Origin of the sequence: Trichocoleus sp. FACHB-40 (genome assembly GCF_014695915.1) — a bacterium.
GTDB lineage: Bacteria > Cyanobacteriota > Cyanobacteriia > Cyanobacteriales > FACHB-T130 > Funiculus > Funiculus sociatus.
Map to the genome: position 1 here is coordinate 1 of NZ_JACJPF010000122.1, position 17,472 is coordinate 17,472.

Sequence of the window (17,472 nt, forward strand, 5' to 3'; positions counted from 1 at the left end):
GTCTTTTTCTAAAAAGTTAGAAAATCACATTGGAGCTATATGGTATTTTATCCATCATTATAATGCGTCGCTATCTATGTAAGAATTTTTTTCACTACATATTTACCACTACCAATACTTTAAGCATTCATAATTTCTGACTTCTTTGAACAGGTCTTTATACTCTGCACAATATTCATCTATTATTGCCACTGTTGGCTGGGCATCCCTGGGCAAATGTTTCCGGATTTGTAATTCTACATCCATTGCTCTATCTACCTTGTAGAGTTTTTTCTTTTCATTCTTCTACTTATAATACCCGGAGAGTGACAGAAGAGGGATATAGCAATTCTCAGAGTTATGGGGTACGATGTGGTGCAAGTATATAAATTATAAAAATCAGCAATGAGGCCTTATCCGATTGAGTTTCGGCAAAAAATAATTGAAGTCTATGAAAAGGAAGGTATCTCCATAAGGAGTCTAGCTCAACGATTTTATGTTGCTAAAAGCAATATTGCAAAAATTAATCAAGCAATATAAAGAAACAGGAGATATTCATCCTTATCCTCAAGGGGGAAGCCCGGAACCGAAGCTCAAGGAAGAGCAATTAATTGATTTAGTAGAAATCATCGAAACCAATAATGACGCGACGCTCGAAGAACTTTGTGACTTACTTGAAGAAAAGGTACAAGTTAGAGTCAGTCGAGCCACGATGGGAAGAATTACGCAAAAATTAAACTATAGTGTAAAAAAAAAACTCTGTACGCCGCAGAAAAAACAAGTGAGAGAGTACAGGAGCAGCGAGTTGAGTTTTGGTCAAAAATTCGAGATATCCGGGTAGAAAACTTGGTTTTCATTGACGAATCAGGAGTTAACCTAGCAATGCTGAGGCTTTATGCCAGAGCTTTAAAAGGGAAAAGAGCTAGAGGGGAGAAGCCCCACTCATAGAGGGAAGAATGTTTCTTTAATTGCTGCTTTATCAGTTCAAGAGTTGATAGCATCAGTCAATATTTACGGGGCAGTAGATGGTGCTACGTTTGAAGCGTTTATCGTTCATAGATTAATTCCTAAACTCTGGAAGGATGCTTGTGTTGTTATGGATAATACCAAAATCCATCAAGGAGAGATGGTAAGAGAATTTATAGAAAAAGCCGGAGCAAAACACAATTATTTATCTCCTTACTCTCCAGAGTTTTCCCCGATTGAAAATTTCTGGTCAAAAGTTAAATCTATTTTGGGAAAGACAGCAGCAAGAACCTACAAAGATTTAATCGATGCTATCAGCAACGCAATGCTTGAGGTGACTCAGGAAAATATTCGTAACTGGTTTGCTCATTGCTGTTACTGTGCCTCATGAGTGCGAGAATTGCTATAAATACTGGTGATAGCGATAAATCTGCCAAACTGTAGGCGTTCCGCATTAGCAATATTGCATCCGTCAGTTCAAAAGTCGCATCATGCGCTCTACCTAAAAGGCTGTATGCTGCTTGACGAAATTCTTCTAGTAAGGCACGTTTCATATTGGCAGATGAGAATTGGTGGTTCTTTTCTCAGATTCTGCTAATCGGGGGCCTGTGTTCAAGCACACTCCTTATTTTTTTGTTTAACAGTCGGCTATTTAGTCTAAACTCCAGTTGTTAAGCTAATTGCACCTACGACTGTCACCTTGGCACCGCGATAAAAGGGTTTTAAGTCGTAGACTCTCAAGCCTGCAAGCGATCGGCCATGAGTTCGTGTTAACCCCAGTAAAACACCCATCTCATCCAAAAAAACTAGGTTTTCTGGATTGATGTTTTTCACCTTCTCCCAATACTCACACCTCAGGTTTTGCACTCGTTCGGTGCTGCACTGGCTACTCCGTATCGTCTTTTTTTTCGGGTCAGATTTTGTTTTTTTAGTGCGCGGCACATCATACTAGGACTGACCCATTGCTTGTGGCTCTCTCGCCAATATTCACAATATTCTGAGAGGGTGCCATCCGGATATTTTTCCACCATCTCAGCAAGTTGGGTTGTCGCTTTGTGTAATACACTTTTCAGGCTGCCACCCTGTTTTAGAGGTTCAACGTGACCAGTTGTTTGTTTTTGTTTCAACAGTTTCTGGACAAAGGCTTTGCTCACATCAAATCGGGCGGCTACTTTCCGAATTGATGTATTACCTTGTTCATAGGCTTTAATTACTTTTTCGCGAAAGTCGATGGAATAAGGTTTCATTCCTGCCTGGATATACTCGGTTGAGTGTACCACGTTTACGTGGAATATGCTGTATTACGGTGGATTGCACTTAATGCTCTAAATCCAGAACCATCTTTAAGGGCGTAGCACTCGTCAAAAATCGAATCGAGCTCTTATGGATAAATACATGCTCAAGATTTTGGCTGCTTGTTTAACCCAAATTGATGAAAACTCTCAACCTGCTTGTCAATAGCATTTGAGATGCGCTTGCCCTGAAGAACATATAGGACTCCTATTTGATTTTTGAAAAAGCTCCGTACATCTGAAAAGACGGAAAATCAAAGGTCGTGTTTCGGATAAACGACTTAAACATCCACTTTAAATGAGAGTATGTTGGAATCAAGAGACCTCCTGCACGAATCGGAAGATAGTGTGCCAGTTTGCGCTCGCAGGCGGCACAAGAAGAAGTGAAACCGCATCGAAGCCTCAGGAGTGCTATGCCGTATCCAGACTTACAACCGCTTTCAGCAGGTGAGTTCAAGCGATTGTGTGGTGTCAGCCGTGTAACCTTTGCCGAGATGGTCACGGTGCTACGCCCGCACCTAGAGCGTCAAGGACGGCGTGGAGGACAGCCGAAGCTGAGTGTGGAAGACCAACTGCTGGTGGCATTGGAGTATTGGCGAGAGTATCGGAGTCAGTTTCACATTGGAGCCAGTTGGGGTTTGCACGAGACAACCGTGGGGCGGATTATCCACAAGGTGGAAGACCTGTTGATCAAAAGTGGTAAGTTTCGCTTGCCAAGCCAACGGCAGTTGTATCAACCGGGCTGGGAGTGGAACGTGTGGGTGCTGGATGTGGGCGAGATGGAGATTGAACGCCCCCAAAAAAACAGAAGCGCTACTACAGTGGCAAGCAGAAGTGTCATACCTTGAAGGCTCAACTGCTGGTGGACTATGACAGTGGGCAAGTCATTTGTACCGCAGTGGATACGGGCAGAACCCATGACTTTAAGGTACTCAAGCGAAGTCGCTTGCCGTTTGTGAGTTCACAGGTGTGTTTAGCTGATCGAGGCTCTTCCCGGATTCGCCAAACTGCATCGGGGCGCGTGTACACCCACCAAGAAACCACGCAAGCAACCGTTGCCAGCAGAAGAAAAGCAGCATAACCGCGCGTTAGCACGACTGCGAGTGCGGGCCCTTGCATGTAATTCGTCGCTTCAAGATTTTTCGCATCTTTTCAGGGCGCTATCGTAACCGTAGGAAACGATTTGGTTTGCGCTTAAACTTGATTGCTGGGCTACTCAACTATGAACTGGCACATGCTTCCTGATTCATGCAGGAGGTCTAAGGTACAAAAACGTCGAACCCCCGTTTTCGCTTGCGACCAGATATCCTCAATCCAATTCTGTTCTGGGCAATTAGGAGCAAAGCGAACGCAGTGAATTTTCCATTCCTCTTCTGGTAAACCTTGGTTTATTTTGGCTAGAAAGCTCTGGGTTTCCTGGGAACGATAATATCTTGCCCCATCCCAAAAAATCAGCAATCTTTGATGGAGAGACTGGGCTAATAAATAACGCAGGTAATTAATGGTATTTTTGGAGTTACCCGCATCGTAGGCAATGAGTGCGTAATTCTCCTTCCAGATAGTCAACCGCCCCGTAGTATGTCTGCTTGTCTCGTTCATTGACTACTGGGACTGCTATTTCTTGGTCGGTGAGTCCCCAGACATATCCACTTAAGTTTCCCCAGAGCAAATGACATTCAGCCACCAGTAATACTCAAGGGCAGTCCTGCTTCGATTTCCTTTCGGTGCCTTGCCCACAGGGTTTTAATCTCTTTTTTTTTAGCCACCGCCTCTGGGTCGGCTTTGGGGTTCAGTTTTGTAGTTTTTTTTCCAACTGATTCCTGCTGCCTCGAACAGCTCGGAATAGCTCTGTTTTGACTCGTAAGTTACTTCATACTCAAAAGCTAATTTATCCCTCTTTTGTCACTTTAGGCAGAGGAAAAATAGAAATTAGGGTGAGGTAAGAAGATAAAAATGGAATAAGCAAGACAATTAACAATGGATTGAAGTTTAGCAAATCCCAAAGATAATTGGGGGATAGGGAAAACTGTGAGCCAAGGACGAATTAAATTAAATAGGATAAAAGGTTGAATTATTAAACGGAGATTGTTCAGAATATTCTTCCAGCCTTTTCCCTTATCCCACCAGGGATGATAAGCCAATTTTGACTCTCGTTGTGCCGGAGAGAGACCCATTTGGTCTGAATAAAGACTAACCATCAAGTAGGTACTACAAACAATCTCCCACCATTGCTCAATATCTGGATAGTGAGTCAGACGATAATCTGCAAGGGCCTAACTCATTCTTACTTTGCTTCAAACCATATTCTACCCAGGTTCTTAAGCCGTAGAAATTACCAACTTCTCTTGGGGTAATGTCTGGATATCTAGTCATAACATACCAAGTAGAGTTGTCAGGTAATTTCTCTATATCTGTAGTAATCTGCCAATACCTTTTTTCTCCACTCTTGCCAGGAATTATTTCTCTAATAAACCGATTCTCCCTACTGAGGTCAGAGAATACCCTTTGAAACTTATGCCATTTTAAATTTAAATATTGGATATGTTGTGTTGGCAGTAAGCTCTACAGAATGATTTGAGCGAATCGCCACTATATAGTTTAAATTCAGTTCATCTAATACGGATATAAAATTATTACCACTCTCACCATATAAACTATCTGCCAATACCAAATTGAATTTAAACCCATTGACTCTAGCTTTCTTATCAGCCTTGCTGCTATTTCTGGTTTGGTAAGATACTTATCTCCTGGGGAGCAATCTTTGCCGGGGTTTATATACTTCAAACAATAATGGGAATGTCATTCCACAGAAAACACCATATGCTGTCACCACGACAATTCCATTTTCGGTTTTACCCAAATTTCCTATGTACTGCCGTTTGACATAATCTGTTGATGTCCCTTTTTTCTTGTCTCCTGTTTCGTCAATAATTAAAGTGAGCGGTTTTCCCTTTAGCACCTGTAAAATTAGTTCTAGCCGCCTCTTAACTTTTCTACTTCCCAATGTGATCAAGTTAAAAAATGATGTAATCCTGGATGATTATCTAACCCAACAATTTTAGCGCTCGCTGGTAGGGTTTTACGTTTTATATCCGAAACACAACCTACATGAAGGTATTTAAAAGCCTGGAAACTCCTAATATCTGAAAACCGGCTTTTATACCACTGGCAATATTCGTCCAGGAATTTCACTGTTGGTGCGGCTGAACAAGACTCTATCATGCTTGCTGAAACAGTTTCGTCGTTTTTTCCTCATTATTTTATCATAATAGTGACAAAAGAGGGTTATATTCGAGTTCTCCGAGTTCCCAGATATCAATCGTAAAGCAGCCAACTTAATACTTCTTGGAGCTGCTGTTGCCTCAGGTAGCTCTTCCTTCCTTTATGCTTCAGGCGCAGTCCATTTATTCCCTGTTGGCCATAAGAGATGCCAGAAGTAACCGACTTGGATGAACTGCTTTCCCTTTGTTGGCAATGCCGCCCAACAAACTTGCTTATTTGGTGTACCGTTAATCACAAACAAGCTGGAATTCTGGCATGGGTGATAGGGTGATCGCAGTGCAGAAACCTTTAAGCCCTTGTGGCTGCTCGTCAAGTGGTGGCACTGTTTGTTCTATGTCACCGATGGATGGAAGGTCTATCCGATGTTCATTGAGTCGGGCGACCAGAATTATCAGCAAGACCTATATGAGTCGGGTTGAGGGGGCGAACACAAGGGCAGGGGCATTACCTGGCACGGTAGCACCGAAAAACCTTGTGCTACTCCTGCGTCAGTCCTTGATGTTGAAGTGTTCGCTTCGCTTGCTGCTCCACTGAACAGTTCCTCTTTTTGCTTAAATCATTACTCTTTCAGCAACGTCTCGCAAGAAAAAAGTGCTTTCTTGCGAGACGTTGCTGTAGGGTGCAGGCATTTTTTTTTGACGTTTCCTTTTTCTCTATTATCTCCTCACCTTTGCTTCGAGCGCTATACAAGTAAATTTTAAGAGAAAATGTATATGCAATTGGTTCAGGAACCGTTGAGTGGGCAGTTAAACAAATAGCTCGAAGGTTAAAGATTTTCGGGGCACAATGGTTACCCAAAGATGTGAATCAGATGCTAAGACTTCCTTGCGCCTACCTGAGCGAACTCTTACTGGTTTGACATTCTTGCAAAACCGTGATGCACCCGCCAGACACAGACTGTTTTTCAATTTTTCGGACAAGTAGATTGTTGGCACTGGGGGCAGAAATGAGCCGAGCGTCCGGCTAATCTGATTCGTTCAATGGGTGTGTTACAGACTCGACAGGGGACACCAGCGCGGTTATAAACCCAGGCGACACCGCCATAGTTACCGTTGATCCCTTGGACGTTGAGAAAGTTACTAAAGGTTGTTCCACCAGCATCGATACTGGCTTGCAAAACTTGAATAATTGCTTCGAGGAGACGCGCAATTTGCTTTAGGCTCAGGTTAGTACAGAGTGTTGTTGGTTGAATTTTACTGAGAAATAAAGCTTCATCGGCGTAGATGTTGCCGATTCCAGCCACCAGAGACTGATCGAGCAGGGCAGTTTTAATGGGACGACGACGATTTTGCAGTTTCAGAGCCAGGTACTCAACGGTAAAATCTGCGGAAAAGGGATCTGGTCCTAAATTCTGTAACCCAGTGATGACTCTTTCTGGAGGAGTTCCTGGGGGTACCCACCACATTTTACCGAAGGTTCGCTGGTCAACAAAACGTAATTCTTGTGAAGTGAAGCGATCGCCTTCAGCCGAATCACCTGTAAAAAACAACCGCACTCGCGTATGTTTCTGTAATGGCTCCTGCAAAGGAAGCCACAGCAACTGACCAGTCATCCGCAGGTGAACCCCCAACCAGCCGGCGGGGGAAAGTTCAGCAAGCAGGTATTTACCGCGTCGGTGCCACTGGGTAATAACTGAACCTGCAACCCCAGCCAAAAAATCTACAGAGGAAAGGGGGTGGGCAATGGTGCGTTCAAGCAACACATCACCACCCCCAATTTCTTGGTTGAGGGTCAGTTTATTTAGACCCCGACGAACTGTTTCTACTTCAGGCAGTTCTGGCACAACTTAACGCGAGTCAGTTCCCTGATTGGGAGAGCCTTGTACAACCGAGCTACCTTCTCCAGACTCTGGTGCGGCAGCGGGGTTCCCATCAACAACTCGGTTCCCCTGACCTGTTCTGCGAGTACGTTCGTCGATGGTGGTTTGTTTGCCACCGGAAGCGGCAGTAGTAGTTTTCTTGGCTCCTGGCTTCGGCGCTTCAATCTCTAGCACTTCGTTCATACCAAAGTTGTTGGTATTAACACCAGCGTAGTTGACATTATTGAAGCGGACAATTACTGGATATTTGATGCCGCTTTGGTCTACGGATGCAACAGTCCCAGTATCCTGAAACCAGAAAGATTCTTTGCGGAGAATCTGAACTTTTGAACCACGTTGAACCATAAGTGTTTTTTCCCTTACGTCATTAAGCTAAAGCGTACTACTGGATCGGGACTCGCACCAACCATCTAGTCTTTAAGTTTTATTACCGCTCCTGCCAGCGCACTCGGACGAAATGGGCGGGACGCCCCCAGATGTCAGGTGTCGCGGAAATCTCATCAATTGCCAAGTTGAAGGGAATTGAGGTTGTAATGTATTTTTGGGCGAGACTACCCAGGTCAGGCGTTAATTGGGCAGCAGCTGTGGCAGCGATCCCCAAACCCAAGATTTGCTCTATGGGACTGCGAGGTAGGATGAGATGGACACCCAAGGCTAGCCCGGCGGTCACGAGCATCCCGACAGACAAATTGGTGCCGCAGCGGGGATGCACAGCTAGGTTCCATTCGCCGCGGGTGGTGCGCTGGAGGGCGATGCGAACTGCACGATGCAACTCGGAGGTGTTAACTTGACCGTAGAGGTAAAAGCCTTGGTCGGTGGATAAACCGCCCAAGGTGTCGTTGTCCATTTGACGGAACGTTAAAGCACTTCTTGAGGAATGTGAGTTTGAGCGATCGCTCAAAACCCAAACTGTGGCGTGTTCCAAAGCATGAACCTGACGCAGCATCAGAATTTCTTTCAAGCCGGGAACAAAGTTTAGCTGTTTGAGTAAATCAGCATCTTGTGTGGCTTGAGGGGCGGGAGAATCAAAGGTCCAGAAGTTGCCAGTATAAGAGGAAGCAGAAGCAGTAGTCATAGATTCAGAACTACTCCAAACTTGCAGATTGATTAACTGAGATGTTTTTCAACTGTAGCGTTTACGCCTGGAAGTCGTTGGGAAAAAATGGCAATCATGCAAAGGTAAAAGGCAAAAAACAAGAATTCTTCACTTTTGTCTTTTTCCTTCTCTAGGGGCTAGGAGTATCGGGAGGCTCAGGCTGTGACGTTTCTGGAAGCGACGCGGGTTTAGGTAAGGATAATTCTATGCTGGGGCCACGATCGTAAATTTCAATGTCCCACTGTCCCGAACGGTTAGATTCAAAGGCTATAAATCGACCATTGCCACTAATGGTCGGATGGCGGACTTCGCCTGAAATATTGTCAGTAATGACTTCAGATTGGAAGGCTTGGCGGTCATAAACGAATACATCTGGCTTGCCTCGCTCCTCGGAGATGTATACAATGTAACGACCATCGGCGCTGATGTCTGGTTGTTCCTGAATGATACTGGACTGATTGAGTCCTGGTAAGTTAATCAGGCGACGTTGGCGGACATCATAAAGAAAGATGCCTCGATGGGCTTGGCGGGAGGAGGTAAAGACCAAGTAGCGCCCATCGTAGGATAGCTGGGGTTCTTGCTCGGCAGCTAAGCTATTTAAGGAGGCTCCGAGCAATTGTGGGGGTGGGGTGAGCAAGACACCATTGCTACAACTGCTCAATCCAGCGAATAATGCAACTGCTAAAACTGACAGATAACGAATAATCATTATGGCTAATGGCTAATAACTATTGACAATTAGCCATTAGCTATTAGCCATTTTAGGAAATCACTTCATCACTAGGCGTTGGCAAGGGGCAGCAGTTAACATCATTTATACAAACCTTTCCCCACTGCAACGCCCAGCGTAGTAGTTCTACACGATTGTTAGTTTTGGTCTTGGTCAAGATATTGCTAATGTGATTATCAACTGTGCGTTTGCTGATTTCTAGCTTCTGGGCAATTTTGTCGTTGGTTAAACCACCAGAAACTAGCTCGATGATTTGCAGTTCGCGATCGGAAAGACTCGCGGGGATATGGGTCTCGCTACTGGACATAAGTATTTCTTCCTTAGTATAACTACTTATTATCTATTTCAATTTTAGAAGATCCTTGGCGGGTAAGCCTGATCCCGACTGGGATTGGGGGATAAGGGCAAGGGACAAGGAGGAGTGGGAAGAATAATTCATTCTTTATCCTTTATCCTTGGGGTAACTTTTTCCTTTTCTGGTAGGCTGAGTTTACGTACACAAGGAGTGCAGCTGTGACTCATCCCCGTGTTCTCTGCCTCGGAGAGATTTTGTTTGATTTGCTAGCCGAGCAATTGGGGCGATCGCTTGAAGATGTCGAATCTTGGACACCATACCCAGGGGGCGCACCCGCTAATGTGGCGTGTGCGCTGGTAAAGTTGGGAACGCCATCTGGATTTATTGGCTGTGTTGGTGAAGATGCGCCGGGAAACGAATTGGTAAAGTTGTTGCAGGATGTGGGTGTAGATACTAAGGGCGTACAGCGCCATCCTACGGCACCAACGCGACAAGTTTATGTTACACGCTCTTTGGAGGGCGATCGCACGTTTGCCGGGTTTGGCGAACTTGATACCACAGAATTTGCTGATACTCACCTGAGTGCGTCTAATCTGCCAGTGGCTTTGTTTGAAGAGGCTGATTTTCTAGTCTTGGGGACGCTGGAGTTAGCTTATCCCGATAGTAAGGAAGCGATCGCTCAAGCGCTTAATCTCGCAGATCAGTACGATGTCAAAATTGTACTAGATGTCAATCGGCGCGATATGTTTTGGCCTGACCCTAGCGTATCTAAGCCTCTGATTTTAGAACTCTTAAAGCACGTCGATTTCCTCAAGGTTGCTGAAGAAGAAGCCGAATGGCTATTTGACACAATGGATGCTGGTGCTATTACTTATCGTCTGGACTCAGTAGAAGGCGTTTTAGTGACTGCTGGGGAAAAAGGTTGTGCATACTGTCTGGGTGAAAATGAAGGTAGGCTGGGTGCTTTTTCCGTCCCGGTGGTGGATACAACAGGTGCGGGTGATGGGTTTGTTGCTGGTTTCATCCATCAGTTGTGTCAACATGGCATCAAAAGTCTTACCGATGCAGAAATGGCTAAGCGTGTGGTGAGATATGCTAGTGCGGTGGGGGCGACGTGTGCAATGAAGCCGGGAGCGATCGCTTCCCAGCCAACAGCAGCCCAAGTGGAAGAGTTTCTGGGAAAAATGAAGGATGAAGGATGAATTAATTCAGCCTTCTGAAGTGCTGCTGCGAAGTTTAATTGCTAGTCGCATCGCAGAAAGTCCCGAAAGGCGCATCACTTTTGCACAATATATGGAGTGGGTGCTGTACGAACCGCAGCACGGCTACTATGCTACTAATGCGGTTAATATTGGGGCGGAGGGTGACTTTTTTACTTCCCCTCATCTGGGTGCTGACTTTGGCGAATTACTAGCTGAACAATTTGCCGAAATGTGGGATATTCTAGGGAATCCGGTGCCTTTTACCCTTGTGGAAATGGGCGCTGGTGCGGGAATTTTGGCGGCAGATATTTTGCGCTATTTGCAACAACACTATCCAGAAATTTTTGAGGTTTTGGAGTACGTTATTGTTGAAATTGCCCCTGGGTTAATTTCTCAACAACAGCAAGTTTTACAGAATATGCTGGGTAAAACTGCTGCCTTAGTAAGGTGGTGTTCTCTAGAAGAAATACCGAAAAACTCTATTGTCGGCTGCTTTTTTTCTAATGAGTTGGTGGATGCGCTACCAGTGCATCAGTTTGCTATTGAAGAAGGGCAAATTCGGGAAGTTTATGTTACTTCGAGGGATGGAGTGACTTTCGAGGAAGTGACGGGCGTTCCTTCGACACCAAAGCTGACAGAATATTTTGACTTGGTGGGGATTGAATTACCTTCTAGTGTTTATGCAGATGGGTATCGCAGTGAAATTAATTTAGCAGCTTATAACTGGCTGAGTACAGTCGCCGAAGCGCTACAACGTGGGTATCTTTTAACAATTGATTATGGCTATCCGGCGAGTCGTTATTATAGTCTAGGGCGGAGACAGGGGACGCTACAGTGCTATTACCGCCATATGCACCATGACAACCCTTATATAAATATTGGGCAGCAGGATATCACGGCTCATGTGGATTTTACGGCTCTGGAGCGCTGGGGCGATCGCTTGCAATTGCCAAAGTTGGGTTTTACTCAGCAAGGGTTGTTTTTGATGGCGTTGGGTTTGGGCGATCGCATTGCTGCCCTTTCCACAGGGGGAGAAAATATCGTAAAGTCGCAAGGCATTTCTGGTTTACTCCGCTGTCGGGATACGCTACACCAGCTAATTGATCCAATGGGTTTGGGCAATTTTGGGGTCTTGGTGCAAACCAAAGGGTTGCGGGAGGAGGAAAGGGGGCGAAGTCTCAAAGGTTTAAAAATGCCATTGATGTGATAAGCGATGCAAGAGAAAGTTTTATTTACCTTTGCACCCTCTTTATGGGGTTTTTAAATAATGGAAATCAATTTTAAAAGAATTTCAAGCATATTTCTTCCTTATCAAAATTATCATATCAGAGAAAAACGGCTAAAGTCAATGCCTAATTTAACTTTTTATTTCCATTGCCACAGCAACTAAATCTTCAATTTTCTTAATATTTGGATCGCCAGCTAAATAACCAATTCCGCGATGCAAATGGAGGCGAAATTGATTAGCCAAAGTTTCTCGTTCAGTACCTAAGCCATCATTGTGACAGCGTTGTTTCAGGGCGATTAACAAAATATCAGACATTTCTCCGCCAAAGACACGCCAAGTCATCTCGACATTGCTATCAGCAGGAATTGGCACTGGTGAAGGAATACTTGGTTCAGAGAGAGAACGACAAAATGCCCAGCGACAAAGGATATTCCACTGCTCTATTTTAGTGCTGCGCTTTAGCTTAGTAAGCTGCTCTTTAGCAGTTTGGGAAAGTTTAATTCTGTCAAGTGGTGGTTCCATGAGAAAGTGGCTCGGCTGAGTTAATTAAGTGCGACCCCCTCCAAAAGGTCGTCCCTTTGGGAAATCGCTCGTATATTCTTTACATTTAAGCAGGAGTTCTTAAAGATTGTGCAAAAAATGACTTAATCGATTGCACAGTTATGGTGAGCGAGTCAATAATGGTGACATAGGGAATTTACCCAAACGTACTCAAATAAGGTTTCAGAGGCGGGTTTCAAACCCCGCTTCTTCTGTTTAATTTTGTAGCCAATGCCAGGTTAAGAGGACTCGGTTGGATGAGACAGCGCGAGGTGGGATTAGTCCCAGAAATAACCTGCTTCTATTACCGTCTGCTGCTTACCGGAGTCGTATTTTAGGAGATATTCACGAGCGATCGCTTCATTTTCGTGCAATTTATGAAACTCATTTTTTCCTATCTCAGTATCAGTAGAAAGTAATATTACCTGATGACTGGCTGACGGAAAGTATTTTTCTACCAAATTAGCTCTATGTGAGGAATCTAAACGTCCGAGAGGCGTATCAATTGCCACTGGTAAATTCCGTCCAGAAACCCGCGCTAATCCCCACAGAAAACTGATGGCTAGTAGTTGTTTTTCTCCGGCTGAAAGGCGATGTTTCGGTACTAGCTTACCCTGTAAATCGTAAAGAGAAAGGCTGAAACTGTTGGTGTCAATTGCCACGCGATGCACTAAATCGGATTTGTGCAAAAGATATCGAAAACACTCTGTCACCTCAACTTCTAATTTATTGAGTTTTCTCAACGTCAATCGTTCGCGGAAAACCTTGAGTGTTTCTTGAACTTTAGCAGATGCAGCAATAATATGCTCGTTATTTTTCCGATCAATATTTTGCTCAGTATATTGTTTTAAGTCCTTTTTTAACTTGGCGATCGCAGCGTCTAATTCAAATAAACGCTGATTGGCTGTTTGATATGCCGCCTTAGCTTCAGCCACTTTATTTTGTGCTTTTTTAAGTGCTACAAGCAGATGATTATAATCTTCGGGTGATGCAGCAGTCTGTATTTGTCTTTCCAGCCTTATAATATCTTCTTCTTTATTTTTAATTATTCCTATTTGCTGACGAGCGAGATTTTTAGCATTTTGCAAGTAGTAAAGGATATTACCCAGTTGGCTCAAGCTTTCAGCATCAGCTGATAACCACAGTTCTTCAGGCTGGATAAAATGTGAATTCAATGTATCTACATCTTGGTCGAGAAAAGTTTTAATTTTTTCAATTTTTTCTTCTGAAATACCCACCTGACTAATCCAATTCAGCAGGCGCTTATCCCGCTCAAATAATATATCCCGTGCATTTTGTGCCTGTTGAATGCGAAATTCTTTTTCTGCTTGAGTTTGTGCCTGAGTAAGTAAAGGTTCAATCAAGGCTAGGGGTAAAACATCTGCTGCTAAGTCACACATTCCTTGACGAGCTTCATCAGCTTCCGCTGTCTTTTGGTGACGCTGTTTATCTAGCTGGCTACGTTCTCCTGCAATTTTACCTCCTTCAGATATGAATTTATCAAGAGCTTCTTGCTGCTCTTTTTCGCTTTCATCTAACTTCTTTTTTATAGTCTTTAAATTTCCTATTTGCCCATCATATTCTTCTTGTTGGTGCTTTAGCTTTTGTTCCATCTCCTCTAAGTTGGCTAAGTCTTGAGTATCCGCCAGCTCCTTACGTTTGCGGTTGACTAATATTTCTAAATCACTGGATAAACGTTCAGCCAGTTCTAGCCCTAAAAGGCCGCGAATCGCGTCAACTACAATAGGTGGGGGTGTTTCCTGTTCTGCAAGTTCTTTAACTTGTTCGCCATCAAATAGAAATAAGTTAGAAATCCCTAATGGCAGTAAATTTTCAATATAATCGTCCCAAGTATTAACTAGCTCTATTCTTAGCCAATCGTCCTTTTTGGCGATATCTAATTCCAAAATTCCTAAATGGTCTTTACCATCTTTAGGATTTCTTTCCCAAGTTCTTACGATACGGTAAATTACAGGTTTGTCATTTTCAATGTGTTCAAAAGCCAACTCGACGCGGGTTTTTTCAGATGGTGGAGTGTGGCTATTTACGCACTGAGAGAGAAAATCGCTATAGCTCAAGTTGCCGCGAGTGGAACATTGAGCGCGATGTCCATAAAGCGCGAGGCGAATGGCATCCATTAAGGTAGTCTTTCCTCCGCCATTCATGCCACCTAATAAAATAATTGGGCGACGAGAATTGTCATCAACTTGTGGATAAAGATTGATAACTTGATGTCCGCGGTAGGGGCCAAAGTTTTGCAGTACGAGTTCAAGAAATATCATTTGACAGATGCCTTGGCAAGTTTCTTTCAGGCTCAGCGTGGGAATGCACTCAGGAAGCTGGAGCCTCCCGAAATTTAATTATTTGGCTGAGCCTAAACGTAAAGGTTTCCCAGTCAGAGGCTGGGAGGTCAGTTAATCTCAATCATCTATATTTCTGGCTTGGAATTTGATACTTGCCCAACTTTCTTGTTTTACAGTTTCACTGTTATCTTCATCGACAGCATCCCCCAAGGTTAGCTGTTTTACTTTGGGAATATTGCCTTCATTAACTGCTGTTTTTAGATCGCGTTTCAAGTGGGCGTTTTTTATCGCTTCTTCTGGCGATCGCGAACTCGTCTCAAAGCATTTCTCTAGAGTGTCGTATATCCCGACGCGGCGAGACTTTTTGCGATACTCGCGTTCTGTGTCTAGCAGCTTCGCCATGAGTTCCAAGTGCATTTTATCATCGGCGCAGATTTCCTCTAGCACAGTCCATTCATCGCTACCTAGTAAACTATTGCCAGCACCAGGACGCGGATCTTGGAAAGGTTCGCCTGTGGCTTCCTCATAGATGCGAGGTAAACTATCATCAAATTCGTGTTTTTCTTCTAGCCAGATGCGACGAATTTCGCTCATTTCTTCTATGGTAATTAGCGTAATGTCACGCATATTTTCTGGCGCTGTGCGCCGGATTTGTGTTTGCGCTTCTAATACTCGTCTTAGCCAATATTCTCGCCAATATTTAGTATAGGGGCCAGGAATTGGTTCGACAGAAATTTCACCTTCGACATTGCGTTCAAAGAGTTGGACTTCGCCCCATATTCTCCGGAAGTCTCTCTTGTCGCGGTCGTTTTGAATATCTAATTCATTGCGGATATCGAGTAAAGGCTGCATCCATTCTTTCTCATCATCATTCTGGATCATTGCCTCCATCGATTTATCCTTACTAACCATTGTGCAAACCCAGCACCCAAACCGGGAATCGCCACAACTGGGGGTAGAGGTGTCTAGTACGAGTGGGCATTCGTTATCTGCCGTAGCGCCTCGATACATCGTGAATAAGTCTTTGTTGCTATATCCCCAAGGATTCTGCCACTGATTTAGATAAATCCAAACTTCATCAGTACGCCAGTCTTCGATGGGACTATATATCAGAGAGTTAGGCAGGCTAGGACTATTGTAAAGCAGGGATTTAGGTGAACTTGAATCAGGATTGAGGCGATCTCCTAATGTACCTACTTTATGTTTTTCCATTGAGGCGGCACGTTTGATACTTTCAGCCTTTCGTGTACCCAAGACAAGAATCACTTCTCCTTTGACTCTAATCACATCACGGACAAAGCGGTTAGAGGGATCAATTTTTAGTCGTTCAGTACACCAACGAAATCTATGACGGGGCGCGGGGTAGCCTTTCCCCATGATGCTTACCCAGAAAGTATTTTTGGTTTCGGGATAAAGCAGATGAGGTTCTATCGGCAGACTTTGCTCTTTTGCCGCTGTTTTCATCCGCTCTAATGATTTACATACCCAAGCAGAAACAATAGGATTTTCTACCCTTGTGTCTGTTGTGATAACATATATCGTCTTAGTCCGCTTTTCGGGCGGGAGGGAGGCGATCGCATTCCAGATCAGCTGTAAGGTTGCACTAGAATCTTTCCCGCCACTATAGCCGACACACCAAGGTATTTCGTCTAAGCAGTATAACTCTTGGATTTCAGTCGTGAGAGCTTGGATATCATCCACTAATTCTGCCACAGTACGCGCTGGCTGATTTTTATTTTCTTGCTGTTGCGTTGTAGCCATTTCTCCCTACCTACCAAAACCTAAGTTTTTCTCACCCTTTTTATATTTCCTGCAAGGGTAACTCCTGTATTGTAAAGCTTAAAGGTTTTTAAAAACCTATATACCGCCGGAAATTTTTCATAAAATTAAGCTTTACTACCCCTATCGGAGTGAAAGCCAATCACCATGAATGACAGTGCATTTGACCCGACCGCTGATATCCCTAGCGAGTACCAGAAGGGGGAAATCCGAGATCAACAGGTACTCGCTGTACTGCTGGAAAAGTGCCTTGGGAGGAACGATCAGATTTTCGTTCAGAAAACTGAGATGGGAGGTATCGAGGCTTATGTAGGCTCTGTCAGCCTGGAATGGTTTGCGGATCGGGTTAACTTCGCTTCTTGTTTACCCTTGCTTCAGAAAAAGTACAATCCAGAGACGGGTAACATTGAGATTGACGCGGATAGCATTGATGAAATTCAACAGCGACCCCTCGATTGGTCGCGTCAAGCACCCCTAGTGCAGTATTTAGCAGCTCGGAAAAACCATAAGTTTCCGCCAGTTCTCGTGGTTATTAACCAACCTTGGGTGGATAATCCCAAAGCTGCTGAGTGGGATAGCCACAGACAAGCCACAAAATCTACTACCGAATTCACGCCACTGGATAAAGATGGTAAAGTCGGTTTGCTCAACCTTTCTGAGGCGGATGTAACCGTTTATGCACTGGATGGCCAACACCGACTGATGGGGGTGCAGGGTTTGATGGAGTTGATTAGAACTGGTAAACTCCAACGGTACAAAAAGGATAAAACTCCTTACGACACTGTCATTACGGTGGCTGACTTGATAGAACAGTAAGCTGTTCAGCATTTAAATAAAGTATAATCCGGAAGTAAATTTAGTCTAACAAGTGAAAGATGCCAGCGAAAAATTATCTCAATCAAGAGCAAGTAGAGAAACTACAAAAAGCATTAAAGGAAGAGGATAATGGACATATCCGAGA

At 44.1% G+C, this 17,472-nt stretch carries 14 protein-coding genes and 9 pseudogenes; 9 read left to right on the forward strand and 14 right to left on the reverse strand.

What is annotated here, in order from left to right:
- Both H6F63_RS28805 and H6F63_RS28810 read left to right on the forward strand, forming a co-directional pair.
- Positions 1–82, forward strand: a pseudogene (locus H6F63_RS28805) (IS1 family transposase); the annotation flags it as partial.
- Between the two features lie 302 nt (positions 83–384).
- A pseudogene (locus H6F63_RS28810) lies at positions 385–1,336 on the forward strand (IS630 family transposase).
- Positions 1,337–1,352: 16 nt separating this feature from the next.
- Here H6F63_RS28810 and H6F63_RS31250 read toward each other — a convergent pair.
- The 3 genes and pseudogenes from H6F63_RS31250 to H6F63_RS28820 form a co-directional block, all read right to left on the reverse strand.
- Positions 1,353–1,499 (reverse strand): annotated as a pseudogene (locus tag H6F63_RS31250) (transposase); the annotation flags it as partial.
- Between the two features lie 103 nt (positions 1,500–1,602).
- Positions 1,603–1,779 carry a hypothetical protein gene (locus tag H6F63_RS28815; RefSeq protein ID WP_190640678.1) on the reverse strand — a complete coding sequence of 59 codons (177 nt, stop codon included), beginning with the start codon at positions 1,777–1,779 and terminating at the stop codon, positions 1,603–1,605.
- A gap of 20 nt (positions 1,780–1,799) precedes the next feature.
- Positions 1,800–2,192 carry an IS630 transposase-related protein gene (locus H6F63_RS28820; protein WP_190640679.1) on the reverse strand — a complete coding sequence of 131 codons (393 nt, stop codon included), beginning with the start codon at positions 2,190–2,192 and terminating at the stop codon, positions 1,800–1,802.
- 458 nt (positions 2,193–2,650) lie between these two features.
- On the opposite strand from H6F63_RS28820, the gene H6F63_RS30285 reads away from it, so the two are divergent.
- The 3 genes and pseudogenes from H6F63_RS30285 to H6F63_RS30295 all read left to right on the forward strand — a co-directional run.
- Positions 2,651–3,085: a transposase family protein gene (locus H6F63_RS30285; RefSeq protein ID WP_242020230.1), complete on the forward strand. Its 435-nt coding sequence runs from the start codon at positions 2,651–2,653 to the stop codon at positions 3,083–3,085.
- On the forward strand, positions 3,082–3,318 hold the full coding sequence (locus H6F63_RS30290) for a transposase (RefSeq protein ID WP_242020232.1): 237 nt from the start codon (positions 3,082–3,084) through the stop codon (positions 3,316–3,318). The genes H6F63_RS30285 and H6F63_RS30290 overlap by 4 nt, the downstream gene beginning before the upstream one ends.
- A pseudogene (locus H6F63_RS30295) lies at positions 3,305–3,482 on the forward strand (IS5/IS1182 family transposase); the annotation flags it as partial. The gene H6F63_RS30290 and the pseudogene H6F63_RS30295, both read left to right, overlap by 14 nt.
- Positions 3,483–3,503: 21 nt before the next feature.
- On the opposite strand, the pseudogene H6F63_RS28830 reads toward H6F63_RS30295, so the two are convergent.
- From H6F63_RS28830 to H6F63_RS28840, 3 pseudogenes are all read right to left on the reverse strand, one after another.
- A pseudogene (locus tag H6F63_RS28830) lies at positions 3,504–4,136 on the reverse strand (IS630 family transposase); the annotation flags it as partial.
- Positions 4,137–4,749: 613 nt separating this feature from the next.
- Positions 4,750–5,250: pseudogene (locus H6F63_RS31255) on the reverse strand (transposase).
- A gap of 274 nt (positions 5,251–5,524) precedes the next feature.
- Positions 5,525–5,663: pseudogene (locus H6F63_RS28840) on the reverse strand (IS630 family transposase); the annotation flags it as partial.
- 1 nt (position 5,664) lies between these two features.
- Here H6F63_RS28840 and H6F63_RS30300 point away from each other — a divergent pair.
- A pseudogene (locus tag H6F63_RS30300) lies at positions 5,665–6,053 on the forward strand (IS1 family transposase); the annotation flags it as partial.
- 370 nt (positions 6,054–6,423) lie between these two features.
- Here the strand turns inward: H6F63_RS30300 and H6F63_RS28850 are convergent.
- The 5 genes from H6F63_RS28850 to H6F63_RS28870 all read right to left on the reverse strand — a co-directional run bounded on the left by H6F63_RS28850 (position 6,424) and on the right by H6F63_RS28870 (position 9,471).
- Positions 6,424–7,302 (reverse strand): DNA-formamidopyrimidine glycosylase, encoded by an 879-nt coding sequence (locus H6F63_RS28850; RefSeq protein WP_190640681.1) that lies wholly within the window; start codon positions 7,300–7,302, stop codon positions 6,424–6,426.
- Positions 7,303–7,305: 3 nt separating this feature from the next.
- Positions 7,306–7,683, reverse strand: coding sequence for a photosystem I reaction center subunit IV (locus tag H6F63_RS28855; RefSeq protein WP_190640682.1), 378 nt, complete (start codon positions 7,681–7,683; stop codon positions 7,306–7,308).
- A gap of 82 nt (positions 7,684–7,765) precedes the next feature.
- Positions 7,766–8,413 carry a DUF6391 domain-containing protein gene (locus H6F63_RS28860; RefSeq protein WP_190640683.1) on the reverse strand — a complete coding sequence of 216 codons (648 nt, stop codon included), beginning with the start codon at positions 8,411–8,413 and terminating at the stop codon, positions 7,766–7,768.
- Between the two features lie 151 nt (positions 8,414–8,564).
- The gene (locus H6F63_RS28865) at positions 8,565–9,143 is read right to left on the reverse strand and encodes a PD40 domain-containing protein (protein WP_190640684.1); all 579 of its coding nucleotides are present in this window, start codon (positions 9,141–9,143) and stop codon (positions 8,565–8,567) included.
- 52 nt (positions 9,144–9,195) lie between these two features.
- Entirely contained in the window at positions 9,196–9,471 is a 276-nt protein-coding gene (locus H6F63_RS28870; RefSeq protein ID WP_190427666.1) for a helix-turn-helix transcriptional regulator, read from the reverse strand.
- A gap of 206 nt (positions 9,472–9,677) precedes the next feature.
- Here H6F63_RS28870 and H6F63_RS28875 point away from each other — a divergent pair, with 206 nt between their 5' ends.
- Together H6F63_RS28875 and H6F63_RS28880 are read left to right on the forward strand one after the other, a co-directional pair.
- Positions 9,678–10,661 carry a PfkB family carbohydrate kinase gene (locus H6F63_RS28875; RefSeq protein WP_190640685.1) on the forward strand — a complete coding sequence of 328 codons (984 nt, stop codon included), beginning with the start codon at positions 9,678–9,680 and terminating at the stop codon, positions 10,659–10,661.
- Positions 10,651–11,868, forward strand: a complete 1,218-nt coding sequence (locus tag H6F63_RS28880; protein WP_190640686.1) for a class I SAM-dependent methyltransferase — start codon at positions 10,651–10,653, stop codon at positions 11,866–11,868. The genes H6F63_RS28875 and H6F63_RS28880 overlap by 11 nt, the downstream gene beginning before the upstream one ends.
- 150 nt (positions 11,869–12,018) lie before the next feature.
- Here H6F63_RS28880 and dndE read toward each other — a convergent pair whose 3' ends face one another.
- From dndE to dndC, 3 genes are all read right to left on the reverse strand, one after another.
- The gene (dndE, locus tag H6F63_RS28885; protein WP_190453812.1) at positions 12,019–12,411 is read right to left on the reverse strand and encodes a DNA sulfur modification protein DndE; all 393 of its coding nucleotides are present in this window, start codon (positions 12,409–12,411) and stop codon (positions 12,019–12,021) included.
- Positions 12,412–12,707: 296 nt separating this feature from the next.
- Positions 12,708–14,711 (reverse strand): DNA sulfur modification protein DndD, encoded by a 2,004-nt coding sequence (dndD, locus tag H6F63_RS28890; protein WP_190640687.1) that lies wholly within the window; start codon positions 14,709–14,711, stop codon positions 12,708–12,710.
- A 138-nt stretch (positions 14,712–14,849) separates the two neighbouring features.
- Positions 14,850–16,493: a DNA phosphorothioation system sulfurtransferase DndC gene (dndC, locus tag H6F63_RS28895; RefSeq protein ID WP_190640688.1), complete on the reverse strand. Its 1,644-nt coding sequence runs from the start codon at positions 16,491–16,493 to the stop codon at positions 14,850–14,852.
- A 165-nt stretch (positions 16,494–16,658) separates the two neighbouring features.
- On the opposite strand from dndC, the pseudogene H6F63_RS28900 reads away from it, so the two are divergent.
- Positions 16,659–17,324: pseudogene (locus H6F63_RS28900) on the forward strand (DGQHR domain-containing protein); the annotation flags it as partial.
- Positions 17,325–17,472: the final 148 nt, after the last annotated feature.

Bases quoted from the DNA above. Each gene is read 5' to 3' on its own strand.
- H6F63_RS28865 (WP_190640684.1), bottom strand. From the start codon at position 9,143: ATGATTATTCGTTATCTGTCAGTTTTAGCAGTTGCATTATTCGCTGGA.
- H6F63_RS28820 (WP_190640679.1), bottom strand. From the start codon at position 2,192: ATGAAACCTTATTCCATCGACTTTCGCGAAAAAGTAATTAAAGCCTAT.
- H6F63_RS28880 (WP_190640686.1), top strand. From the start codon at position 10,651: ATGAAGGATGAATTAATTCAGCCTTCTGAAGTGCTGCTGCGAAGTTTA.
- dndE (WP_190453812.1), bottom strand. From the start codon at position 12,411: ATGGAACCACCACTTGACAGAATTAAACTTTCCCAAACTGCTAAAGAG.
- H6F63_RS28870 (WP_190427666.1), bottom strand. From the start codon at position 9,471: ATGTCCAGTAGCGAGACCCATATCCCCGCGAGTCTTTCCGATCGCGAA.
- H6F63_RS30285 (WP_242020230.1), top strand. From the start codon at position 2,651: ATGCCGTATCCAGACTTACAACCGCTTTCAGCAGGTGAGTTCAAGCGA.
- dndD (WP_190640687.1), bottom strand. From the start codon at position 14,711: ATGATATTTCTTGAACTCGTACTGCAAAACTTTGGCCCCTACCGCGGA.
- H6F63_RS28855 (WP_190640682.1), bottom strand. From the start codon at position 7,683: ATGGTTCAACGTGGTTCAAAAGTTCAGATTCTCCGCAAAGAATCTTTC.
- dndC (WP_190640688.1), bottom strand. From the start codon at position 16,493: ATGGCTACAACGCAACAGCAAGAAAATAAAAATCAGCCAGCGCGTACT.
- H6F63_RS28860 (WP_190640683.1), bottom strand. From the start codon at position 8,413: ATGACTACTGCTTCTGCTTCCTCTTATACTGGCAACTTCTGGACCTTT.